This window comes from Mycobacterium sp. SMC-13 (assembly GCF_045311035.1).
In the GTDB taxonomy this organism is placed as follows: Bacteria; Actinomycetota; Actinomycetes; order Mycobacteriales; family Mycobacteriaceae; genus Mycobacterium.
Genome location: NZ_JBJIAI010000004.1, coordinates 280,616 through 296,944 on the forward strand (window position 1 = coordinate 280,616; position 16,329 = coordinate 296,944).

General features: G+C 67.1%; 18 protein-coding genes. 8 read left to right on the forward strand and 10 right to left on the reverse strand.

Features of this window, described 5'->3' with window-relative positions; translation table 11 throughout:
- Nucleotides 1-3: 3 nt before the first annotated feature.
- The 7 genes from ACJH6I_RS08970 to ACJH6I_RS09000 form a co-directional block, all read right to left on the reverse strand.
- Entirely contained in the window at nt 4-786 is a 783-nt protein-coding gene (locus ACJH6I_RS08970; protein WP_318985822.1) for an LLM class F420-dependent oxidoreductase, read from the reverse strand.
- Nucleotides 787-795: 9 nt separating this feature from the next.
- Nucleotides 796-1,710, reverse strand: a complete 915-nt coding sequence (locus ACJH6I_RS08975) for an alpha/beta fold hydrolase (protein ID WP_406783961.1) — start codon at nt 1,708-1,710, stop codon at nt 796-798.
- A 21-nt stretch (nt 1,711-1,731) separates the two neighbouring features.
- Complete coding sequence (gene ahpF / locus ACJH6I_RS08980; protein ID WP_406783962.1) at nt 1,732-3,303, reverse strand: alkyl hydroperoxide reductase subunit F; 1,572 nt, start codon at nt 3,301-3,303, stop codon at nt 1,732-1,734.
- Nucleotides 3,304-3,432: 129 nt separating this feature from the next.
- The gene (gene ahpC, locus ACJH6I_RS08985) at nt 3,433-3,996 is read right to left on the reverse strand and encodes an alkyl hydroperoxide reductase subunit C (RefSeq protein WP_346416640.1); all 564 of its coding nucleotides are present in this window, start codon (nt 3,994-3,996) and stop codon (nt 3,433-3,435) included.
- A 186-nt stretch (nt 3,997-4,182) separates the two neighbouring features.
- Nucleotides 4,183-5,271, reverse strand: coding sequence for an inositol-3-phosphate synthase (locus tag ACJH6I_RS08990; RefSeq protein WP_406783963.1), 1,089 nt, complete (start codon nt 5,269-5,271; stop codon nt 4,183-4,185).
- Nucleotides 5,272-5,325: 54 nt separating this feature from the next.
- Nucleotides 5,326-5,898 carry a PadR family transcriptional regulator gene (locus ACJH6I_RS08995; protein WP_064857478.1) on the reverse strand — a complete coding sequence of 191 codons (573 nt, stop codon included), beginning with the start codon at nt 5,896-5,898 and terminating at the stop codon, nt 5,326-5,328.
- 166 nt (nt 5,899-6,064) lie between these two features.
- Nucleotides 6,065-6,919, reverse strand: coding sequence for a DUF1707 domain-containing protein (locus ACJH6I_RS09000; RefSeq protein ID WP_082934498.1), 855 nt, complete (start codon nt 6,917-6,919; stop codon nt 6,065-6,067).
- 144 nt (nt 6,920-7,063) lie between these two features.
- Between ACJH6I_RS09000 and ACJH6I_RS09005 the strand changes: the two genes are divergently transcribed.
- From ACJH6I_RS09005 to ACJH6I_RS09020, 4 genes are read left to right on the forward strand one after another with little or no spacing between them, the layout of a single operon-like run.
- The gene (locus tag ACJH6I_RS09005) at nt 7,064-7,495 is read left to right on the forward strand and encodes a DUF5318 domain-containing protein (protein ID WP_020099850.1); all 432 of its coding nucleotides are present in this window, start codon (nt 7,064-7,066) and stop codon (nt 7,493-7,495) included.
- Between the two features lie 4 nt (nt 7,496-7,499).
- A complete protein-coding gene (locus tag ACJH6I_RS09010) occupies nt 7,500-9,965 on the forward strand; it encodes a transglycosylase domain-containing protein (RefSeq protein ID WP_165605464.1) in 2,466 nt (821 codons plus the stop codon).
- Nucleotides 9,962-11,611 carry a glycosyltransferase family 87 protein gene (locus ACJH6I_RS09015; RefSeq protein ID WP_406783964.1) on the forward strand — a complete coding sequence of 550 codons (1,650 nt, stop codon included), beginning with the start codon at nt 9,962-9,964 and terminating at the stop codon, nt 11,609-11,611. Before ACJH6I_RS09010 ends, ACJH6I_RS09015 begins: the two co-directional genes overlap by 4 nt.
- Before the next feature lie 41 nt (nt 11,612-11,652).
- Nucleotides 11,653-12,117, forward strand: coding sequence for an SRPBCC family protein (locus tag ACJH6I_RS09020; RefSeq protein ID WP_406783965.1), 465 nt, complete (start codon nt 11,653-11,655; stop codon nt 12,115-12,117).
- A gap of 191 nt (nt 12,118-12,308) precedes the next feature.
- Here the strand turns inward: ACJH6I_RS09020 and ACJH6I_RS09025 are convergent, their stop codons facing one another.
- The 3 genes from ACJH6I_RS09025 to ACJH6I_RS09035 form a co-directional block, all read right to left on the reverse strand.
- Entirely contained in the window at nt 12,309-12,899 is a 591-nt protein-coding gene (locus ACJH6I_RS09025) for a hypothetical protein (protein ID WP_406783966.1), read from the reverse strand.
- 29 nt (nt 12,900-12,928) lie between these two features.
- Nucleotides 12,929-13,576 carry a hypothetical protein gene (locus ACJH6I_RS09030; protein WP_138251303.1) on the reverse strand — a complete coding sequence of 216 codons (648 nt, stop codon included), beginning with the start codon at nt 13,574-13,576 and terminating at the stop codon, nt 12,929-12,931.
- A 153-nt stretch (nt 13,577-13,729) separates the two neighbouring features.
- Nucleotides 13,730-14,365, reverse strand: coding sequence for a hypothetical protein (locus ACJH6I_RS09035; RefSeq protein ID WP_138251302.1), 636 nt, complete (start codon nt 14,363-14,365; stop codon nt 13,730-13,732).
- A gap of 193 nt (nt 14,366-14,558) precedes the next feature.
- Between ACJH6I_RS09035 and rpsF the strand changes: the two genes are divergently transcribed.
- From rpsF to rplI, 4 genes are all read left to right on the forward strand, one after another.
- Nucleotides 14,559-14,849: a 30S ribosomal protein S6 gene (gene rpsF / locus ACJH6I_RS09040; protein WP_020099843.1), complete on the forward strand. Its 291-nt coding sequence runs from the start codon at nt 14,559-14,561 to the stop codon at nt 14,847-14,849.
- An 81-nt stretch (nt 14,850-14,930) separates the two neighbouring features.
- Nucleotides 14,931-15,440: a single-stranded DNA-binding protein gene (locus ACJH6I_RS09045; protein WP_138251301.1), complete on the forward strand. Its 510-nt coding sequence runs from the start codon at nt 14,931-14,933 to the stop codon at nt 15,438-15,440.
- A 47-nt stretch (nt 15,441-15,487) separates the two neighbouring features.
- Entirely contained in the window at nt 15,488-15,742 is a 255-nt protein-coding gene (gene rpsR / locus ACJH6I_RS09050) for a 30S ribosomal protein S18 (RefSeq protein WP_020099841.1), read from the forward strand.
- A gap of 15 nt (nt 15,743-15,757) precedes the next feature.
- A complete protein-coding gene (gene rplI, locus ACJH6I_RS09055) occupies nt 15,758-16,213 on the forward strand; it encodes a 50S ribosomal protein L9 (RefSeq protein WP_212807767.1) in 456 nt (151 codons plus the stop codon).
- The last annotated feature ends 116 nt before the right edge of the window (nt 16,214-16,329 follow it).

Genomic DNA, 16,329 nt, shown 5'->3' on the forward strand with positions numbered 1-16,329 from the left:
CTGCTACTGGCTGTCGCGCCACCGGACCAGCGTCTCGGCGTCGGTCAGGTCGTAGTCGGGCCCGTTGACGCCCACCGTCAGCAATGAAACACCGAGCGCGGTAAGGGCTTCGGCGTTGGCGATCAGGCCGTCGCCGCTGTTGTCGACGCCCGCCGACCGGACGATGGTGCTCGGGTCGCGGCCGATGTCGGCGCAGTGCCGGTCCAGCACGGCGGCCTTCTCCGGGTAGGTCGCCGCCGTGGTGAAGCTGTGCCACATCTGCGCGTACTGCGCGACGAGCCGCAGCGTCTTACGCTCGCCCTGCCCGCCGATCAGGATCGGGATCTCGCGCACCGGCTGCGGGTTCAGCTTGCCCAGCCGCGAGACGATGCGCGGCATGGCCGCCGCGAGGTCGTCGAGTCTGCTTCCGGCCGTGCCGAATTCGTAGCCGTACTCGTCGTAGTCCTTCTCTTTCCAGCCCGATCCGATGCCCAGGATCAGCCGCCCGTCGGAGATGTTGTCGACGGTCCGGGCCATGTCGGCCAGCAGCTCCGGATTGCGGTACGAGTTACAGGTGACCAGCGCGCCGATCTCGATGCGCGAGGTCTGCTCGGCCCAGGCGCCCAGCATGGTCCAGCATTCGTAGTGGGCGCCGTCGGGGTCGCCGTACAACGGGAAGAAGTGGTCCCAGTTGAAGGCGACGTCGACGCCGAGGTCCTCGGCGCGGCGGACGGCGTCGCGGATGAAGCCGTAGTTGGTGGCGTGCTGGGGCTGCAGTTGAACCCCGATGCGAATGGGAAGGGTCATGACCCCACGCTAACCGCCGAGAGCGCCCCGCAGGATCTCGACGAGCGCGGCCGGCTGATCGCCCTGCACGGAATGCCCGGAATCGGCCACCACGTGGGTCTGCCGGAAACCCGGCGCGCCGGCGGCGAAGGCCGCGGCATCGTCGTCGTGGACGAAGTACGACTTGGCGCCGCGCACCAGCGTGGTCGGCATGGTGATCGACGGGACGTCCTCCCACAGCCCGGCGAAACCGTCGCCGACGCGGATCGCGTCGTACCGCCACGTCCAGGTGCCGTCGTCGAGCTGCTTGGCATTGTGAAACACCCCGCGCCGCAACGAGTTCCGGCTGCGGCGCGGTGACGCCGCGACGGTCACGTCGAGCATCGCCTGGAAACTGGGGAAGCTCCGGTCACCCTTCACCAGCGCGACGGCGCCCAGCTGCGCCTGCGTCATCTGCTCGTGGCGCTCCGGTGCCGACGGCGTGACGTCGACCAGCACCAGCTCGGGCACCAGGGCCGGCTCGGTCGCCGCGATCCGCAGCGCCGTCAGCCCGCCCAGTGACATGCCGACCACCAGCCGGGCATCGGGGGCGTGGGCCCGCAGCACCGGCCGCAGCGTCTCCGCGTTGAGCTTGGGGCCGTAATCCCCGTCCTCGCGCCACGCCGACCGCCCGTGCCCGGGCAGATCGATGGCCAGCGCCGGCACGCCGAGACCCAGGATCACGGTGTCCCAGGTGTGCGCGTTCTGCCCGCCGCCGTGCAGGAACACCACCTCAGGTGCCGCGACGCCCCACTTCAGCATGCTGATGGGGCCGTCGTCGAGGCGCGACACCGTCGGTAGCGGACCGTCGGCACCGATCTGCTCGGCGTTCTCGGGCAGCAGCGCGAACTCGTCGAGCGTCAGCAGGTCGTCGTCAGAAATCTCCTGTGCCACGTCTTCGGACACTACGCCCGAGCCGCGGAGCGCTCAGCTACCGACCGGGGCGGTGGTCCGGATCAGGTGATCGAACGCCGACAGGGCTGCGGTGGCACCGGCGCCGGCGGCGATGACGATCTGCTTGAACGGCACCGTCGTGCAGTCACCGGCGGCGAACACCCCGGGAACCGACGTCTGGCCGCGCTCGTCGATGACGATCTCGCCGCGCTTGGACAGCTCGACGCTGCCTTCGAGCCACTCGGTGTTGGGCAGCAGGCCGATCTGGACGAAGACGCCCTGCAGGTCGAGCTGGTGCGACTCGCCGGTGGTGCGGTCCTGGTAGGTCAGGCCGGTCACCTGGTCGCCGTCGCCGAGGACCTCCGTCGTCAGCGTGCTCAGCAGGATGTCGACGTTCGGCAGGCTGCGCAGCTTGCGCTGCAGCACCTCGTCGGCGCGCAGCACCGAATCGAACTCGATCAGCGTCACGTGCGAGACGACGCCGGCGAGGTCGATCGCGGCCTCCACGCCGGAGTTGCCGCCGCCGACCACGGCGACGCGCTTGCCCTTGAACAGCGGTCCGTCGCAGTGCGGGCAGTAGGTGACGCCCTTGTTGCGGTACTCGGCCTCACCGGGCACGCCCATCGCGCGCCAGCGGGCGCCGGTGGCCAGGATGACGGTGCGGGCCGTCAGCGAGGCGCCGCTCTCGAGCGAGATCTCGACGAGGCCGCCCTCATCGAGCGCGGGCAGCAGCTTCGCGCCGCGCTGGGTCTTCATGACGTCGACGTCGTACTCGCCGACATGGGCTTCGAGCGCTGCGGCGTACTTCGGTCCCTCGGTGTGCGGGACGGAGATGTAGTTCTCGATGGCCATGGTGTCGAGCACCTGACCGCCGAACCGTTCAGCGACCACGCCGGTGCGAATTCCCTTGCGGGCGGCGTAGATTGCGGCCGCGGCGCCTGCGGGGCCGCCGCCGACGACCAGCACGTCGAAGGGGTCCTTCTCGGCGATCGCCTCGGCGGTGCGCTGCGCGGCGCCGGTGTCGACCTTGCCGATGATCTGCTCGAGGGTCATGCGGCCCGAGTCGAACACCTCACCGTTGAGGAAAACGGTGGGCACCGCGAGCACCTTGCGCTGTTCGACCTCGTCCTTGAACAGCGCGCCGTCGATGGCGACGTGGCTGATGCGGGGGTTGAGGATCGCCATCAGGTTCAGGGCCTGCACCACATCGGGGCAGTTCTGGCAGGACAGCGAGAAGTAGGTCTCGAAGTGCAGGTCGGCATCCAGGTTCCGCACCTGCTCGAGCAGCTCGGGGGCTTCCTTCGACGGATATCCGCCGACCTGCAGCAGCGCCAGGGCCAGAGAGGAAAACTCGTGGCCGAGCGGGATGCCGGCGAACCGGACCTCGACGTCGGTGCCGGTGCGGCGGATGGCGAACGACGGCCGGCGGGCGTCGTCGTCGGTGCGGGTGTAGGTGATCTTGTCCGACATTGCCGCGATCTCGGTGAGCAGTTCGGCGAGCTCGGCGGACTTGGGACCGTCATCGAGGGAGGACACCAGCTCGATCGGCACGGTCAGCCGCTCCAGCAGGGACTTCAATTGGCCGGCGAGTGAGGTGTCGAGCATGCGGATCAACTCCATCGAGGATAGGAATGGCTGGGCCGTTCACGGCCCGAAAGATGTTGGGGTGAAGCAGTTCTGGTGAGCGGTACGGGCCGGGCGGACCAGGCCCGTACCGCTGACAGCAGTGTCGAACTAGATCTTGCCGACGAGTTCGAGCGACGGGGCCAGGGTCTCTTCGCCCTCTTCCCACTTGGCCGGGCAGACCTCGCCCGGGTGGTTGCGCACGTACTGGGCGGCCTTGACCTTGCGGACCAGCTCGGCGGCGTTGCGGCCGATGCCCTCGGCGGTGACCTCGGTGAACTGGATGACGCCGTCGGGGTCGACCAGGAAGGTGCCGCGGTCGGCGAGGCCCTGGTCCTCACGCAGCACCTCGAAGTTGGTGCTGATCTGCAGGGTCGGGTCGCCGATCATGGCGTACTGGATCTTGCCGATGGTGTCGGACGAGTCGTGCCACGCCTTGTGGGTGAAGTGGGTGTCGGTGGACACCGAGAACACCTCGACGCCGAGGCGCTGCAGCTCCTCGTAGTGGTCGGCGAGGTCGCCGAGCTCGGTCGGGCAGACGAAGGTGAAGTCGGCCGGGTAGAAGAAGAAGATGGCCCACTTGCCCTTGATGTCGGCGTCCGACACGGGGATGAAGGTGCCGTTCTTGTATGCGGTCGCGGAGAACGGCTTGATCTGCTTGTTGATCAGGGCCACGAGAACCTCTCTTCGGGTTTATCGGATGTCTCTTACGAGTACCCACCTTAGCCGCATTTTTTGGACTCAATCCAGTTTAAAGTGCGGTTGTGGCCAGTCTCACAACACCGGTCCCGAAAGCACCGTGGCCTCAAACGCCAAGTGGGCGGCCAGGTTTCACCTGACCGCCCACTCTGACGTCGAAAATTACCCCTCGATGAAGGCTTCCAGCTGCGCGCGGGCGAGGTCGTCGGCGACCTGCACCGGCGGGCTCTTCATCAGGTAGGCCGAGGCCGGCAGGATCGGGCCACCGAGGCCGCGGTCCTTGGCGATCTTGGCGGCGCGCACGGCGTCGATGATGATGCCGGCCGAGTTGGGGGAGTCCCACACCTCGAGCTTGTACTCCAGGTTCAGCGGCACGTCACCGAAGGCGCGGCCCTCGAGGCGCACGTACGCCCACTTGCGGTCGTCGAGCCACGCGACGTAGTCCGACGGGCCGATGTGCACGTTCTTGTCGTAGACCTTGTCGGCCAGCGAGCCGGTCAGGTTCGAGGTGACGGCCTGCGTCTTCGAGACCTTCTTGGACTCCAGGCGCTCGCGCTCGAGCATGTTCTTGAAGTCCATGTTGCCGCCGACGTTCAGCTGGTAGGTGCGGTCCAGCGTGACGCCGCGGTCCTCGAACAGCTTGGCCATCACGCGGTGGGTGATGGTGGCGCCGACCTGGCTCTTGATGTCGTCACCGACGATCGGCACGCCGGCGTCCTCGAACTTCTTGGCCCACACCGGGTCCGAAGCGATGAACACGGGCAGGGCGTTGACGAACGCGACCTTGGCGTCGATGGCGCACTGGGCGTAGAACTTGTCGGCCTCTTCGGAGCCGACGGGCAGGTAGGAGACCAGGACGTCGACCTTCGCGTCCTTGAGGGCCTTGACCACGTCGACGGGCTCGGCGTCGGAGACCTCGATGGTGTCGGCGTAGTACTTGCCGATGCCGTCCAGGGTCGGGCCGCGCTGCACGATGACGTCGGTCGGCGGCACGTCGGCGATCTTGATGGTGTTGTTCTCGGAGGCGCCGATGGCCTCGGAGAGGTCGAAGCCGACCTTCTTGGCGTCCACGTCGAACGCGGCGACGAACTTCACGTCGCGCACGTGGTACTGCCCGAACTTGACGTGCATCAGGCCCGGGACGGTCGAACTCTCGTCGGCGTCCTGGTAGTACTGCACGCCCTGGACGAGCGACGCCGCGCAGTTGCCTACGCCGACGATTGCGACGCGAACCTCGTTCGACTCAGACATGTGACGGTCTCCTTTTCCTACTCTTTCAGTGCATTCACCCGGGGGCGCGTGCGCTCAGGTTTGGTCGGCGTGGCCTTGTGACGGCGGCACCGTCGGTCCGGCAGTTGCCACGCGTTCGGCAGCAATCAGCTCGTTGAGCCATTTCACTTCGCGCTCACTGGACTCGAGCCCGAGCTGATGCAGCTGCCGGGTGTAGCGGTCGAGTGAACTGCTGGCCCGTGCGATCGCCTCGCGCAGACCTTCGCGACGTTCCTCGACCTGACGCCGCCGACCTTCCAGGATTCGCATCCTGGCCTCGGCGGGAGTCCGGTTGAAGAACGCCAAGTGCACACCGAATCCGTCATCGGTGTAGTTCTGGGGGCCGGTGTCGGCGACGAGTTCGGTGAACCGTTGCTTGCCGGCGTCGGTGAGTTGGTAGACGCGACGGGCGCGACGCACCTTCGTCGCACCGAGCGGTGCCGCGTCTTCGACGATCAGGCCGTCGGCCTGCATGCGACGCAGCGCCGGGTACAGCGAGCCGTACGAGAACGCCCGGAACGCGCCGAGCAGTCCGGTCAGCCGTTTGCGCAGCTCATAGCCGTGCATGGGGGACTCCAGCAGAAGCCCCAGGATGGCCAGCTCCAGCACAGTGTCACCTCCCGACATGAATTGACGGACTCGCATATTGAGCGCTAGGACGCTTCAACACCTCGCGCCATAGTATCGCGCCGATATATACGCGGCCAATCGACGCCGCATACGGAGATGAACGGCGCTGGATGCGGCCGTCAACACCGGCCGAACAGGGGGCGAATCAGCCGGGGTAGTTGATGCGCTTGGTATTGCCTTCGGGATCCATCTCGATGTAGCCGCTGTTGTTGAACTTCCCGGATACATAGATCGAGATCGCGACGGTGTCCGGCGGGGCGGTGGTGTCCTTGCTGGCCTTGAAGATCAGGTAGACGGTGTTGATCTCGTTGCGCTTGATGCCCAGCGTCTCGGGCGCGCCGTGCAGGATTCCGGTGATCTTCTCGAAGTTGAACTTCCCGAGGTCGACGACGCGTTCGTCACTGCTCACCGTCGTGGTGTCGGGGTCGTCCCAGCCGCCGCGGTAGTCGTACCGCAGCACCCGGCGGGGTTCGCCCGGGTCGGGGCGCTCGAGGATCGCGTAGTCCGGGTAGATGGTCAGCTCGTAGCCGGTGGTATCGCCGAACTTCTTCTTCATCTGGGTGAACAGTCCGGTCAGCCCGCCGAGCGACTGCAGCTGGCGCGGCGGGGTGAGCACCACGGGAGCGACGCCGTCGGGCTTGGCACCCGGGTCTTCGGCGGCAGTCAGCGGGGACTGGCCGGGCGCGGCGTAGAAGCCCCAGCCGATGGCGATACCGACCACGAGCATCACCGCGGCGCCGGCGGCCAGGATGCCCCAGCCGGTCGACCGCACCGCGCGGCCCGCGCCGGTCTTCAACGGCGGCAGTTTGACCGACGAGTTCGCGGTCTGCAGATCGGTTACCAGCGAGCGCAGTTCGCCGAGCGTGACGGCCCGGGTCGCCGCCGCGACGCGCTGCCGGTGCTCCTCGGCGGACAGCTGGCCGTCGGCCAGTGCCGTGTCCAGGATCTGGCAGGTGTCGTTGCGGTCGCTGTCTTTCGCCCGGGTCGCTGCGGTGGCCACCGGGAAAGCGTAAAGGTCAGGTGGTGCGCGCGCGTGAGCCCGGCCACAAGCCGTTTACCGCTGCACCTATCGAGCCGGCTACAACCCGGCTACATGCGCGCCATCACGCGTCGGCGCTCAGGTGCCCGACGTACTCTGGTCAACGTGCGATTGCAGCGGCAGGTGGTCGACTATGCGCTCCGGCGCAGGTCGCTGCTGGCCGAGGTCTACTCGGGCCGTACCGGCGTCACCGAGGTGTGTGACGCCAACCCCTACCTGCTGCGCGCAGCAAAATTTCATGGTCGTACCAGTTCGGTGATGTGCCCGATCTGCCGGAAAGAACCGCTGACATTGGTGTCGTGGGTCTTCGGTGATCATCTCGGAGCGGTGTCGGGTTCGGCCCGCAGCACCGAAGAGCTCGTCCTGCTGGCGGCCAAATTCGACGAATTCGCGGTTCACGTGGTGGAGGTATGCCGCACTTGCAGTTGGAATCATTTGGTCAAGTCATATGTATTAGGGACGCCGAGTCCCCCGAAGGCGGCGAAGCCTCGTGGCACCCGCGCGGCGCGCTCGAAAGCGCGCACCGCCAGTGAGTGACGGAATGAGTGGGGCTGGGCGCCACAGCCGATCGGACAACGACGCGACCAGAGGACCGGGCGCCGGCGCTCCGCAAGGACGCCCCGGACCCGTGCCGCCGGACGACCGGCGCACCATGATCCTGCCGCCCGTCGGCAAGGCCGACGATGCGCGGCTGCGGGATCCGATCGACGCCGTGAAGGCTGCCCTCGATGGCACCAAGCGCCCGGGCCAGGCCCCGGTCGGCATGAGCGCGGGCATGAACCCGCCACCGAAGTCGCCGCCACCGCCGCCTCCGCGAACCGGCGGCAGTGGTGGTAGCTCCGGCGGTCCGAAGTTGCCGCAGTTCAAGTGGAACTGGAAGGTGTTCCGCCGGATCTGCTACGCGGGCGCCGTGGTGCTGCTGGTGCTGCCGATCGTCACCTTCGCGATGGCGTACCTCATCGTCGACATCCCCAAGCCGGGCGACATCCGCACCAACCAGGTGTCGACCATCCTGGCCAGCGACGGCAGCGAGCTCGCGAAGTTCGTGCCACCGGAAGGCAACCGCGTCGACGTCAACATCGACCAGATTCCGGTGCATGTCCGCAACGCGGTGATGGCTGCCGAGGACCGGGACTTCTACACCAACCCGGGCTTCTCGTTCTCCGGATTCGCGCGGGCGTTCAAGAACAACATCTTCGGTGGTGACCTGCAGGGTGGGTCGACCATCACGCAGCAGTACGTCAAGAACGCGTTGGTCGGTGACGCCCGCTCCGGCGTGGGCGGTTTGGTCCGCAAGGCCAAGGAACTGGTGATCGCCACCAAGATGTCGCGGCAGTGGTCGAAAGACGAAGTGCTGCAGTCGTACCTGAACATCATCTATTTCGGCCGCGGCACCTACGGCATCGGCGCGGCGTCGAAGGCCTACTTCGGCAAACCCGTCGAGCAGCTCGACGTGGCCGAGGGCGCACTGCTCGCGGCACTGATCCAGCGGCCGTCGACCCTCGACCCGGCCGTCGACCCGGAGGGTGCCGCCGAGCGCTGGAACTGGGTGCTCGACGGCATGGTGACCATGGGCGCGCTGTCGAAGGAGGACCGCGCCCAGCAGCAGTTCCCGGCCACGGTGCCGCCGGAGCAGGCGCGCCAGGCGAACCAGACCGAAGGCCCCAACGGGCTGATCCAGCGGCAGGTGATGAAGGAGCTGCAGAGCATCTTCAACATCAACGAGCAGGCGCTGAACACCGAGGGGTTGCAGGTCACCACGACCATCGACCCGAAGGCGCAATCGGCGGCCGAGGACGCGGTGTCGAAATACCTGGATGGCCAGGCCGATGACATGCGCGCGGCGGTGGTGTCCGTCGACCCGCACACCGGCGGCATCAAGGCCTACTACGGCGGCTCCGACGCCAACGGCTTCGACTTCGCGCAGGCCGGTCTGCCGACGGGTTCGTCGTTCAAGGTCTTCGCGTTGGTGGCGGCCCTCGAGCAGGGCATCGGGCTGGGTTACCAGATCGACAGCTCGCCGGTGACGGTCAACGGCATCAACATCACCAACGTCGAGGGCGAGGGCTGCGGCACCTGCAGCATCGCCGAAGCGCTCAAGCGGTCGCTGAACACCAGCTATTACCGGTTGATGCTCAAGCTCAAGCACGGCGCGCAGGACGTCGCCGACGCCGCGCACAAGGCCGGTGTCGCCGACAGCTTCCCGGGCGTCGAGCACACGCTGTCCGAGGACGGCAAGGGCGGCCCGCCGAACAACGGCGTCGTGCTCGGTCAGTACCAGAGCCGCGCGCTGGACATGGCGTCCGCGTATGCGACGCTGGCGGCGTCCGGCGAGTACCACAAGCCGCACTTCGTGCAGAAGGTCGTCAACGGCGACGGACAGGTGCTCTTCGACGCGGCATCTCAGGACAACTCGGGTGAGCAGCGCATCCCGAAGGCCGTCGCCGACAACGTGACCTCGGCGATGCAGCCCATCGCCGGTTACTCGCGCGGCCACAACCTGGCCGGCGGCCGTCCGTCCGCATCGAAGACGGGCACCGTGCAGCTCGGTGACACCGGCGCCAACCGCGACGCATGGATGGTCGGCTACACGCCGTCGCTGTCCACCGCGGTGTGGGTCGGTACGACGGCCGGGACGCAGCCGCTGGTGAACAAGGGCGGCGGGCCGGTGTACGGCTCGGGTCTGCCGTCGGACATCTGGAAATCCACGATGGACGGCGCGCTCAAGGGCACCGACAACGAGTCGTTCCCGAAGCCGACGGCCATCGGTGGCTACGCGGGCGTGCCGCAGGCACCGGTGATCAAGCCGCCGGCGCCCGATGACCCCCAGGCGCCCATGCCGGGCGCGCCGTCGGAGACGGTGGTCCAGCCGACGCTAGTCATCGCGCCGGGCATCACGATCCCGTTCGGGCCGCCGACCACGATGCAGGTTGCCCCGCACCAGGATGCGCCGCCGCCTCCGGCCGGTGGCGACCCGAACCAGCCTGGCCCCCCGCCGCCGCCGTGACGGTCGACGAACCAGACGAGTCCGGCGTTCCGACGGTCTCGCCGGCCCGGCTGGCCCGGGACCTGCGCAGCGCCGACGATCGGGACCTGCCCAGCCGGACCGACGTGATGGGTGCGGCGCTCTCCGGGGTCGTGGGCGGGCCGGTGGGCCGGCACGCCATGATCGGCCGGGCGCCGTTCCTCACGCCGTTCCGGGTGATGCTGATCATCGCGCTGGTCTTCCTCGGGCTGGGCTACACCACCAAGGCGCCGTGCCTGGTGACGACCGGCACGGGGACCGCCGATCAGCGGGTCGCCAACTGGCAGAACCACCGCGCCTATTACGAGTTCTGCTACTCGGACACCGTGCCGCTGTACACCGCGGAGCTGCTGAACCTGGGCAAGTTCCCCTACAAGTCCAGCTGGATCGAAACCGACAGCGCCCAGAAGCCGCGCGTCCAGTACGACGGCACCCGCGCGATCCGCTACATGGAGTATCCGGTGCTGACCGGCATGTACCAGTACGCGGCCATGTCGGTGGCCAAGACCTACACGGCGCTGTCCAAGCTGGTCCGAATGCCGGTGGTCGCCGAGGTGATCATGTTCTTCAACATCTCGGCGTTCGGGCTCGCGCTGGCCTGGATGGCCACCGTGTGGGCGACCATGCGCATGTCCGGCCGGCGGCCGTGGGACGCCGCCGTGGTGGCCGGGTCGCCGATCCTGATCTTCCAGGCGTTCACCAACTTCGACGCGCTCGCGACGGCATGTGCGGCCGGCGCCATGCTCGCCTGGTCGCGCCGGAAACCGGTGGTGGCCGGACTGCTGATCGGGGTCGGGGTGGCCCTGAAGCTGTATCCGCTGCTGTTGCTGATCCCGCTGGCGATGCTGGCGGTGCGGACCGGCAAGTGGCGGCCTGTGGCCAAGACGGCGATCACCGCGCTGGTCACGTGGATCGCGGTGAACCTGCCGATCATGGTGATGTTCCCGCGCGGGTGGTCCGAGTTCTTCCGGCTCAACACCCGGCGCGGCGACGACATGGACTCGCTCTACAACGTCGTGAAGTCCTTCACCGGCTGGGGCGGGTTCGACACCAACCTCGGTTTCTGGGAGCCGCCGACAGTCCTCAACACCGTCACCGCGTTGCTGTTCGTCTTGTGTTGTGCGGCAATCGCTTACGTCGCGTGGACGGCGCCGCAGCGGCCGCGGCTGGCGCAGCTGGCGTTCCTGGTCGTCGCCGCGTTCCTGCTGACCAACAAGGTGTGGAGCCCGCAGTACTCGCTGTGGCTGGTACCGCTGGCCGCGCTGGCGCTCCCGCATCGTCGAATCTTGTTGGCGTGGATGACTATTGATGCGCTGATCTGGATTCCGCGGATGCTGTACCTGTACGGCGACCCGAAGCTCGGGCTGCCCGAGCAGTTCTTCACCACCACGGTGCTGCTGCGCGATATCGCGGTGATCGGCCTGTGCGCGTTGGTGATTCGCGCCATCTACCGGCCGGAGGTGGATCTGGTGCGCTGGGGTGGCCGCGTGGATGATCCGTCCGGCGGCGTGTTCGACGAGGCCGACGACAATCCGCCACGCTGGTTGCCCGCCCGGCTTCGGCCCCGGCCGATCGCCGTCGCCGAACCCGATCCCGACCCGGAACCGGAGCTTGCGCCCACGGCATAAATGGGCTGCGTTCCCGCGCGCGCGGTGGCAGGGTCGAGGGCGTGACCGACCTGACGTTCTCCGATTCCGTTGTCATCGATTCCGATCCCGAGACCCTCTACGCCCTGGTGTCCGACGTGACCAAGATGGGTCAGTGGAGCCCGCAGTGCAAAGCGTGCTGGTGGGAGGACGAGGACGGCGGCCCGGTGGCCGGCGCCTGGTTCAAGGGCCGCAACGAAACCAGTGACCGAACCTGGGAGACGCGCAGCCAGGTGGTCGTCGCCGAGCCCGGCCGCGAGTTCTTCTGGGAGGTCAACGGCGGTTGGGTGCGCTGGGGCTTCACGCTGGATCCCGCCGACGGTGGCACGCGCCTGACGCAGTCGTGGGAGTTCCTGCCGGCCGGCATCGCGGGCTTCCACGAGCGCTGGTCCGACGACGCCGAGGCGCAGATCGCGCTCCGGACGAAGTACGCGAAAGAAGGCATCCCGCTGACGCTGGCGGCGATCAAGAAGACGGCCGCGGCCTAGGTTCTTTCGCGGTCGCCGCGAGCGTGCGCACAGACTGCGCAAGTCGCCGGTGCGGAGCGTTGGCTGAACAGTCGCGGCGTACGTCGCTCTCTCCCTTGGCAACTTCGATCTGGAGCCGTCAACTTGCCTTGACGGTCAATGAAAGTTGACGGTTCGGGATCGAACATGTCCAGAGGAGAGCTCTCTCGAACTCAGCCCTGGTACGACGGCGGGTACTGCGGAAAGTATTGCGGCGCAGCCCGGTTCTGCTCCGCCCTGATCCACGCGGTGGTCGACGGCAGCAATGCCAGGACCATCGTGATGATCGGGAACGCCAGGCCCAGAAGGGCGCTGACGACACCTTCGGGCGAGTACCAGTCGTCCGATGTCACGGCGGTGGTGAAGACGGAGGTCATCAGGTTGCTCACGATGGCCACCGCACAGCCACTGACCACGAGCCACCGGCCGAGCATCTTGCGCCGGAAGAGCAGCACGGCGCCGGCGATGAGCAACACGCTCAGCAGCGTGCCCAGCACGAGCGTGATGATCACCACGGCGACCAGTCCGATGGCCAGAACGCCGAAGATGCTGTCGAGGAATTCGACATCAGAGCGGTCGAAGTTGCTGCCGATCGATGCGATGACGATCAGGAAGAACAGCGAGACCGCGGTGATGCCGAGGCTGAGCAATCCGCCCAGCGTCGCCAGCACGCCGGCGGTGATCGCGGTGCCGCCGCTCGGCTGGGCTGGTGCCGCCGGCGGGACGGGGTAGGCGCCTGGCTGCGGGTACTGCGGATATGTCATGTGTTCCCTTTGACGCCGGCTTGATCCATTTAGCCCTGATGCGGCGGGTAGGGCGGAAAGTATTGCGGCGCAACGGGAGTGCGCTTGGCCTGAAGCCACGCGACGGTTGAAGGCCGAAGGGTCAACACGAGAGTCAAGATCGGGAAAGCGAGCGCCGGGACTCCAAACCTAGGGCCGCCCTCGTACTCGGAGATGGCGTTGTGTAGTCCATAGCTGATGACGGTCCCGGCCATGACCAGTACGCATCCGGCGACAATCAGCCAGCGCCCGGGCATCTTGCGCATGAGCAACATCGTCGCGCCGGCCAAGAGCAGTAAGGCCGCGACGACACCTGACAAGCAGAACATGACCGCGAGGGCATAGGTCCCACCGGGGAATGCGGCGGCGGACTCGCTCCTGACCCTGGCGATCGACGACAAGCCAGACAGGCCCATTCCGCCGTTGGCCAGTGCACCCAGAATCGACAGGACTGCCGCGCTGACCGCCGTGCCGCCACTTGGCGGTGCCGATGGCACAGGCGGATACCCGCCGGGAAACCCACCGGGATAGCCGCCCGGCTGTGGGTAGCCCTGCTGGTAGACCGGCTGGGCCGGATAGCCCTGCGGATACCCCGGCTGCTCGGGATACCCGGGCTGCCCCGGAAACCCTTGGCCGTACGGCCCCTGCGGATACGTCATGCGTCCCCCTCGCTGGCAAACGGTGAAGCCAGCCTATCGGCGGGCCGCGTATACCGGGGTCGCAGAAGGCTTTTGCATCGACTGCGAACTGACGCCGCGAAAGCTCCCGAGCCATCGTGTGCGTGGATTCGCAGTGAACGCCGGCCGCCCACCTCAGCGCTGATATGGCGGCGGGTACTGCGGAAAGTATTGCGGCGCAACGGGAGCGCGCTTCGCCTGGATCCATCGGGTGGTCGAGGGCAGGAAGGTCAACACGACGGTCACCACCGAAAAGATCGCAACCGGGAGGGCGATCACCCCTATGACGCCATCCCCGTCGGCACTTGCCGCCAGGAAGCCCATCAGGCCGAACGCGAAGATGGGTACGCAGCCGACGGCGATGAGCCACCGACCCGCGGTCTTGCGCGCCAGCAGCAGGAAGCCTCCGGCCAGAATCAGCAGACCGCCGACGACCGACACCGACAGGACCACGTCGCCGAAGTGCGATGAAGAGCGGGTGCCGAAAGAGTTCGGTTCTTTCGTGAGGGAGTCGAACAACGTCATGCTCCCGATGCCCCCATGCAGCACTCCGCCCATGATCGCCAGCACGCCCGCGATGACCCCACTGACACCGCCAGTCGACGCGGGCGGCACGGGTGCGGGCGGAAATCCGCCCGGAAAACCGCCCGCCTGCGGGTATCCCTGCTGGTAGCCGGGCTGGGTCGGGTAGCCCTGTGGATACCCCGGCTGCTGCGGGTAACCGGGCTGCCCCGGGAAACCCTGGCCGTAAGGCCCCTGCGGATACGTCATGCGTCCCCCTCGCCGACAATGATCTTGGACCCAGACTAGCGATCTTGACGGCCCCGTCAGGACAGCTCTTCGGAGAGCCGATTTCGCAGCTCAGGGGCTCTTCGGGTAACCTGACCCGGTTGCCGACGCAGGCGACCCTCCTGCCACGGAACACGCCGTGGCCGATACGACCATAGGAGGTGATGGGTTCCACATGCGTCCATACGAAATCATGGTCATTCTCGACCCCACACTTGACGAGCGCACCGTAGCTCCGTCGCTGGAGACGTTCCTGAACGTCGTCCGCAAAGACGGCGGCAGCGTCGAAAAGGTGGACATCTGGGGCCGTCGCCGGCTGGCTTACGAGATCGCCAAGCACGGTGAAGGCATCTACGCGGTTGTCGACCTGAAGGCCGAACCGGCCACGGTCAACGAGCTCGACCGTCAGCTGAACCTGAACGAGTCGGTGTTGCGTACCAAGGTCCTGCGGACCGACAAGCACTAGAAGCGCCGAAGCTCTGCGGATTTGTCGCGGGCCTTGCGTAGGCTCGCGCCTAATTCACCCAATCCGTCCCAGGAGGATCTCGTGGCTGGTGACACCACCATCACCGTTATCGGAAACCTGACCGCTGACCCGGAACTGCGCTTCACGCCGTCCGGTGCTGCTGTTGCGAACTTCACCGTGGCCTCGACGCCGCGGATGTTCGACCGGCAGAGCAATGAGTGGAAGGACGGGGAGGCGCTGTTCCTCCGCTGCAACATCTGGCGCGAGGCGGCCGAGAACGTCGCCGAGAGCCTGGTCCGGGGGTCGCGTGTCATCGTGACCGGCCGGCTGAAGCAGCGCTCGTTCGAGACCCGTGAGGGCGAGAAGCGCACCGTGATGGAGGTCGAGGTCGACGAGATCGGCCCGTCCCTGCGGTACGCGACGGCGAAGGTGAACAAGGCCAACCGCAGTGGCGGAGGCGGTGGCGGCTTCGGCGGAGGCGGCGGGGGTTCCCGTCCGTCCGCTGGTGGCGGCGCTCCGGCCGACGACCCGTGGGGCAGCGCCCCGGCATCGGGTTCGTTCGGCGGCGCCGACGACGAGCCGCCCTTCTGATCCACGTAATTGGCTGGGCAACCAGCTAGACCCAGAAAGAGAAAGACATGGCCAAGGCCACCAAGCGGCGTCCGGCGCCGGAAAAGCCGGTCAAGACCCGCAAGTGCGTGTTCTGCTCCAAGAAGGCGCAGACCATCGATTACAAGGACACCGGACTGCTCCGGACCTACATCAGCGAGCGCGGCAAGATCCGTGCGCGTCGCGTCACCGGTAACTGCGTGCAGCACCAGCGCGACATCGCCATTGCCGTGAAGAACGCCCGCGAGGTTGCGTTGCTCCCGTTCAGCTCGTCGACTCGATAGGGAGGACTGAGAAAAATGAAGCTCATTCTGACCACTGAGGTCGACCACCTGGGTTCGGCCGGCGACACCGTTGAGGTTCGCGACGGCTACGGCCGTAACTACCTGCTGCCCCGCGGCCTGGCCATCGTGGCCACCCGCGGTGCCGAGCGTCAGGCCAACGAGATCCGTCGCGCGCGTGACGCCAAGACGGTTCGCGACCTGGACCACGCCAACGAGCTGAAGCAGGCGATCGAGGCCCTCGGCCCCGTGTCGCTGGCCGTCAAGGCCGGTGCCGACAGCGGCAAGCTGTTCGGTTCGGTGACCGCGGGCGACGTCGTCGCCGCGATCAAGAAGGCCGGTGGCCCGAACCTCGACAAGCGCACCGTCGAGCTGCCCAAGGCGCACATCAAGTCGGTCGGCACCCACAAGATCGCGGTGCGTCTGCACCCGTCGGTCAACGTGCCGGTGTCGCTGGCTGTCGTCGCCGGATAGGCACGCGGTAGCTCAAACAGCAGAACGCCCGGGTGGAGTCAATCTTTGACTTCGCCCGGGCGTTTTCTGTTGACAGTGGGCGAATTTTTTACGCCAATCTGCAAACAGTGATCTAC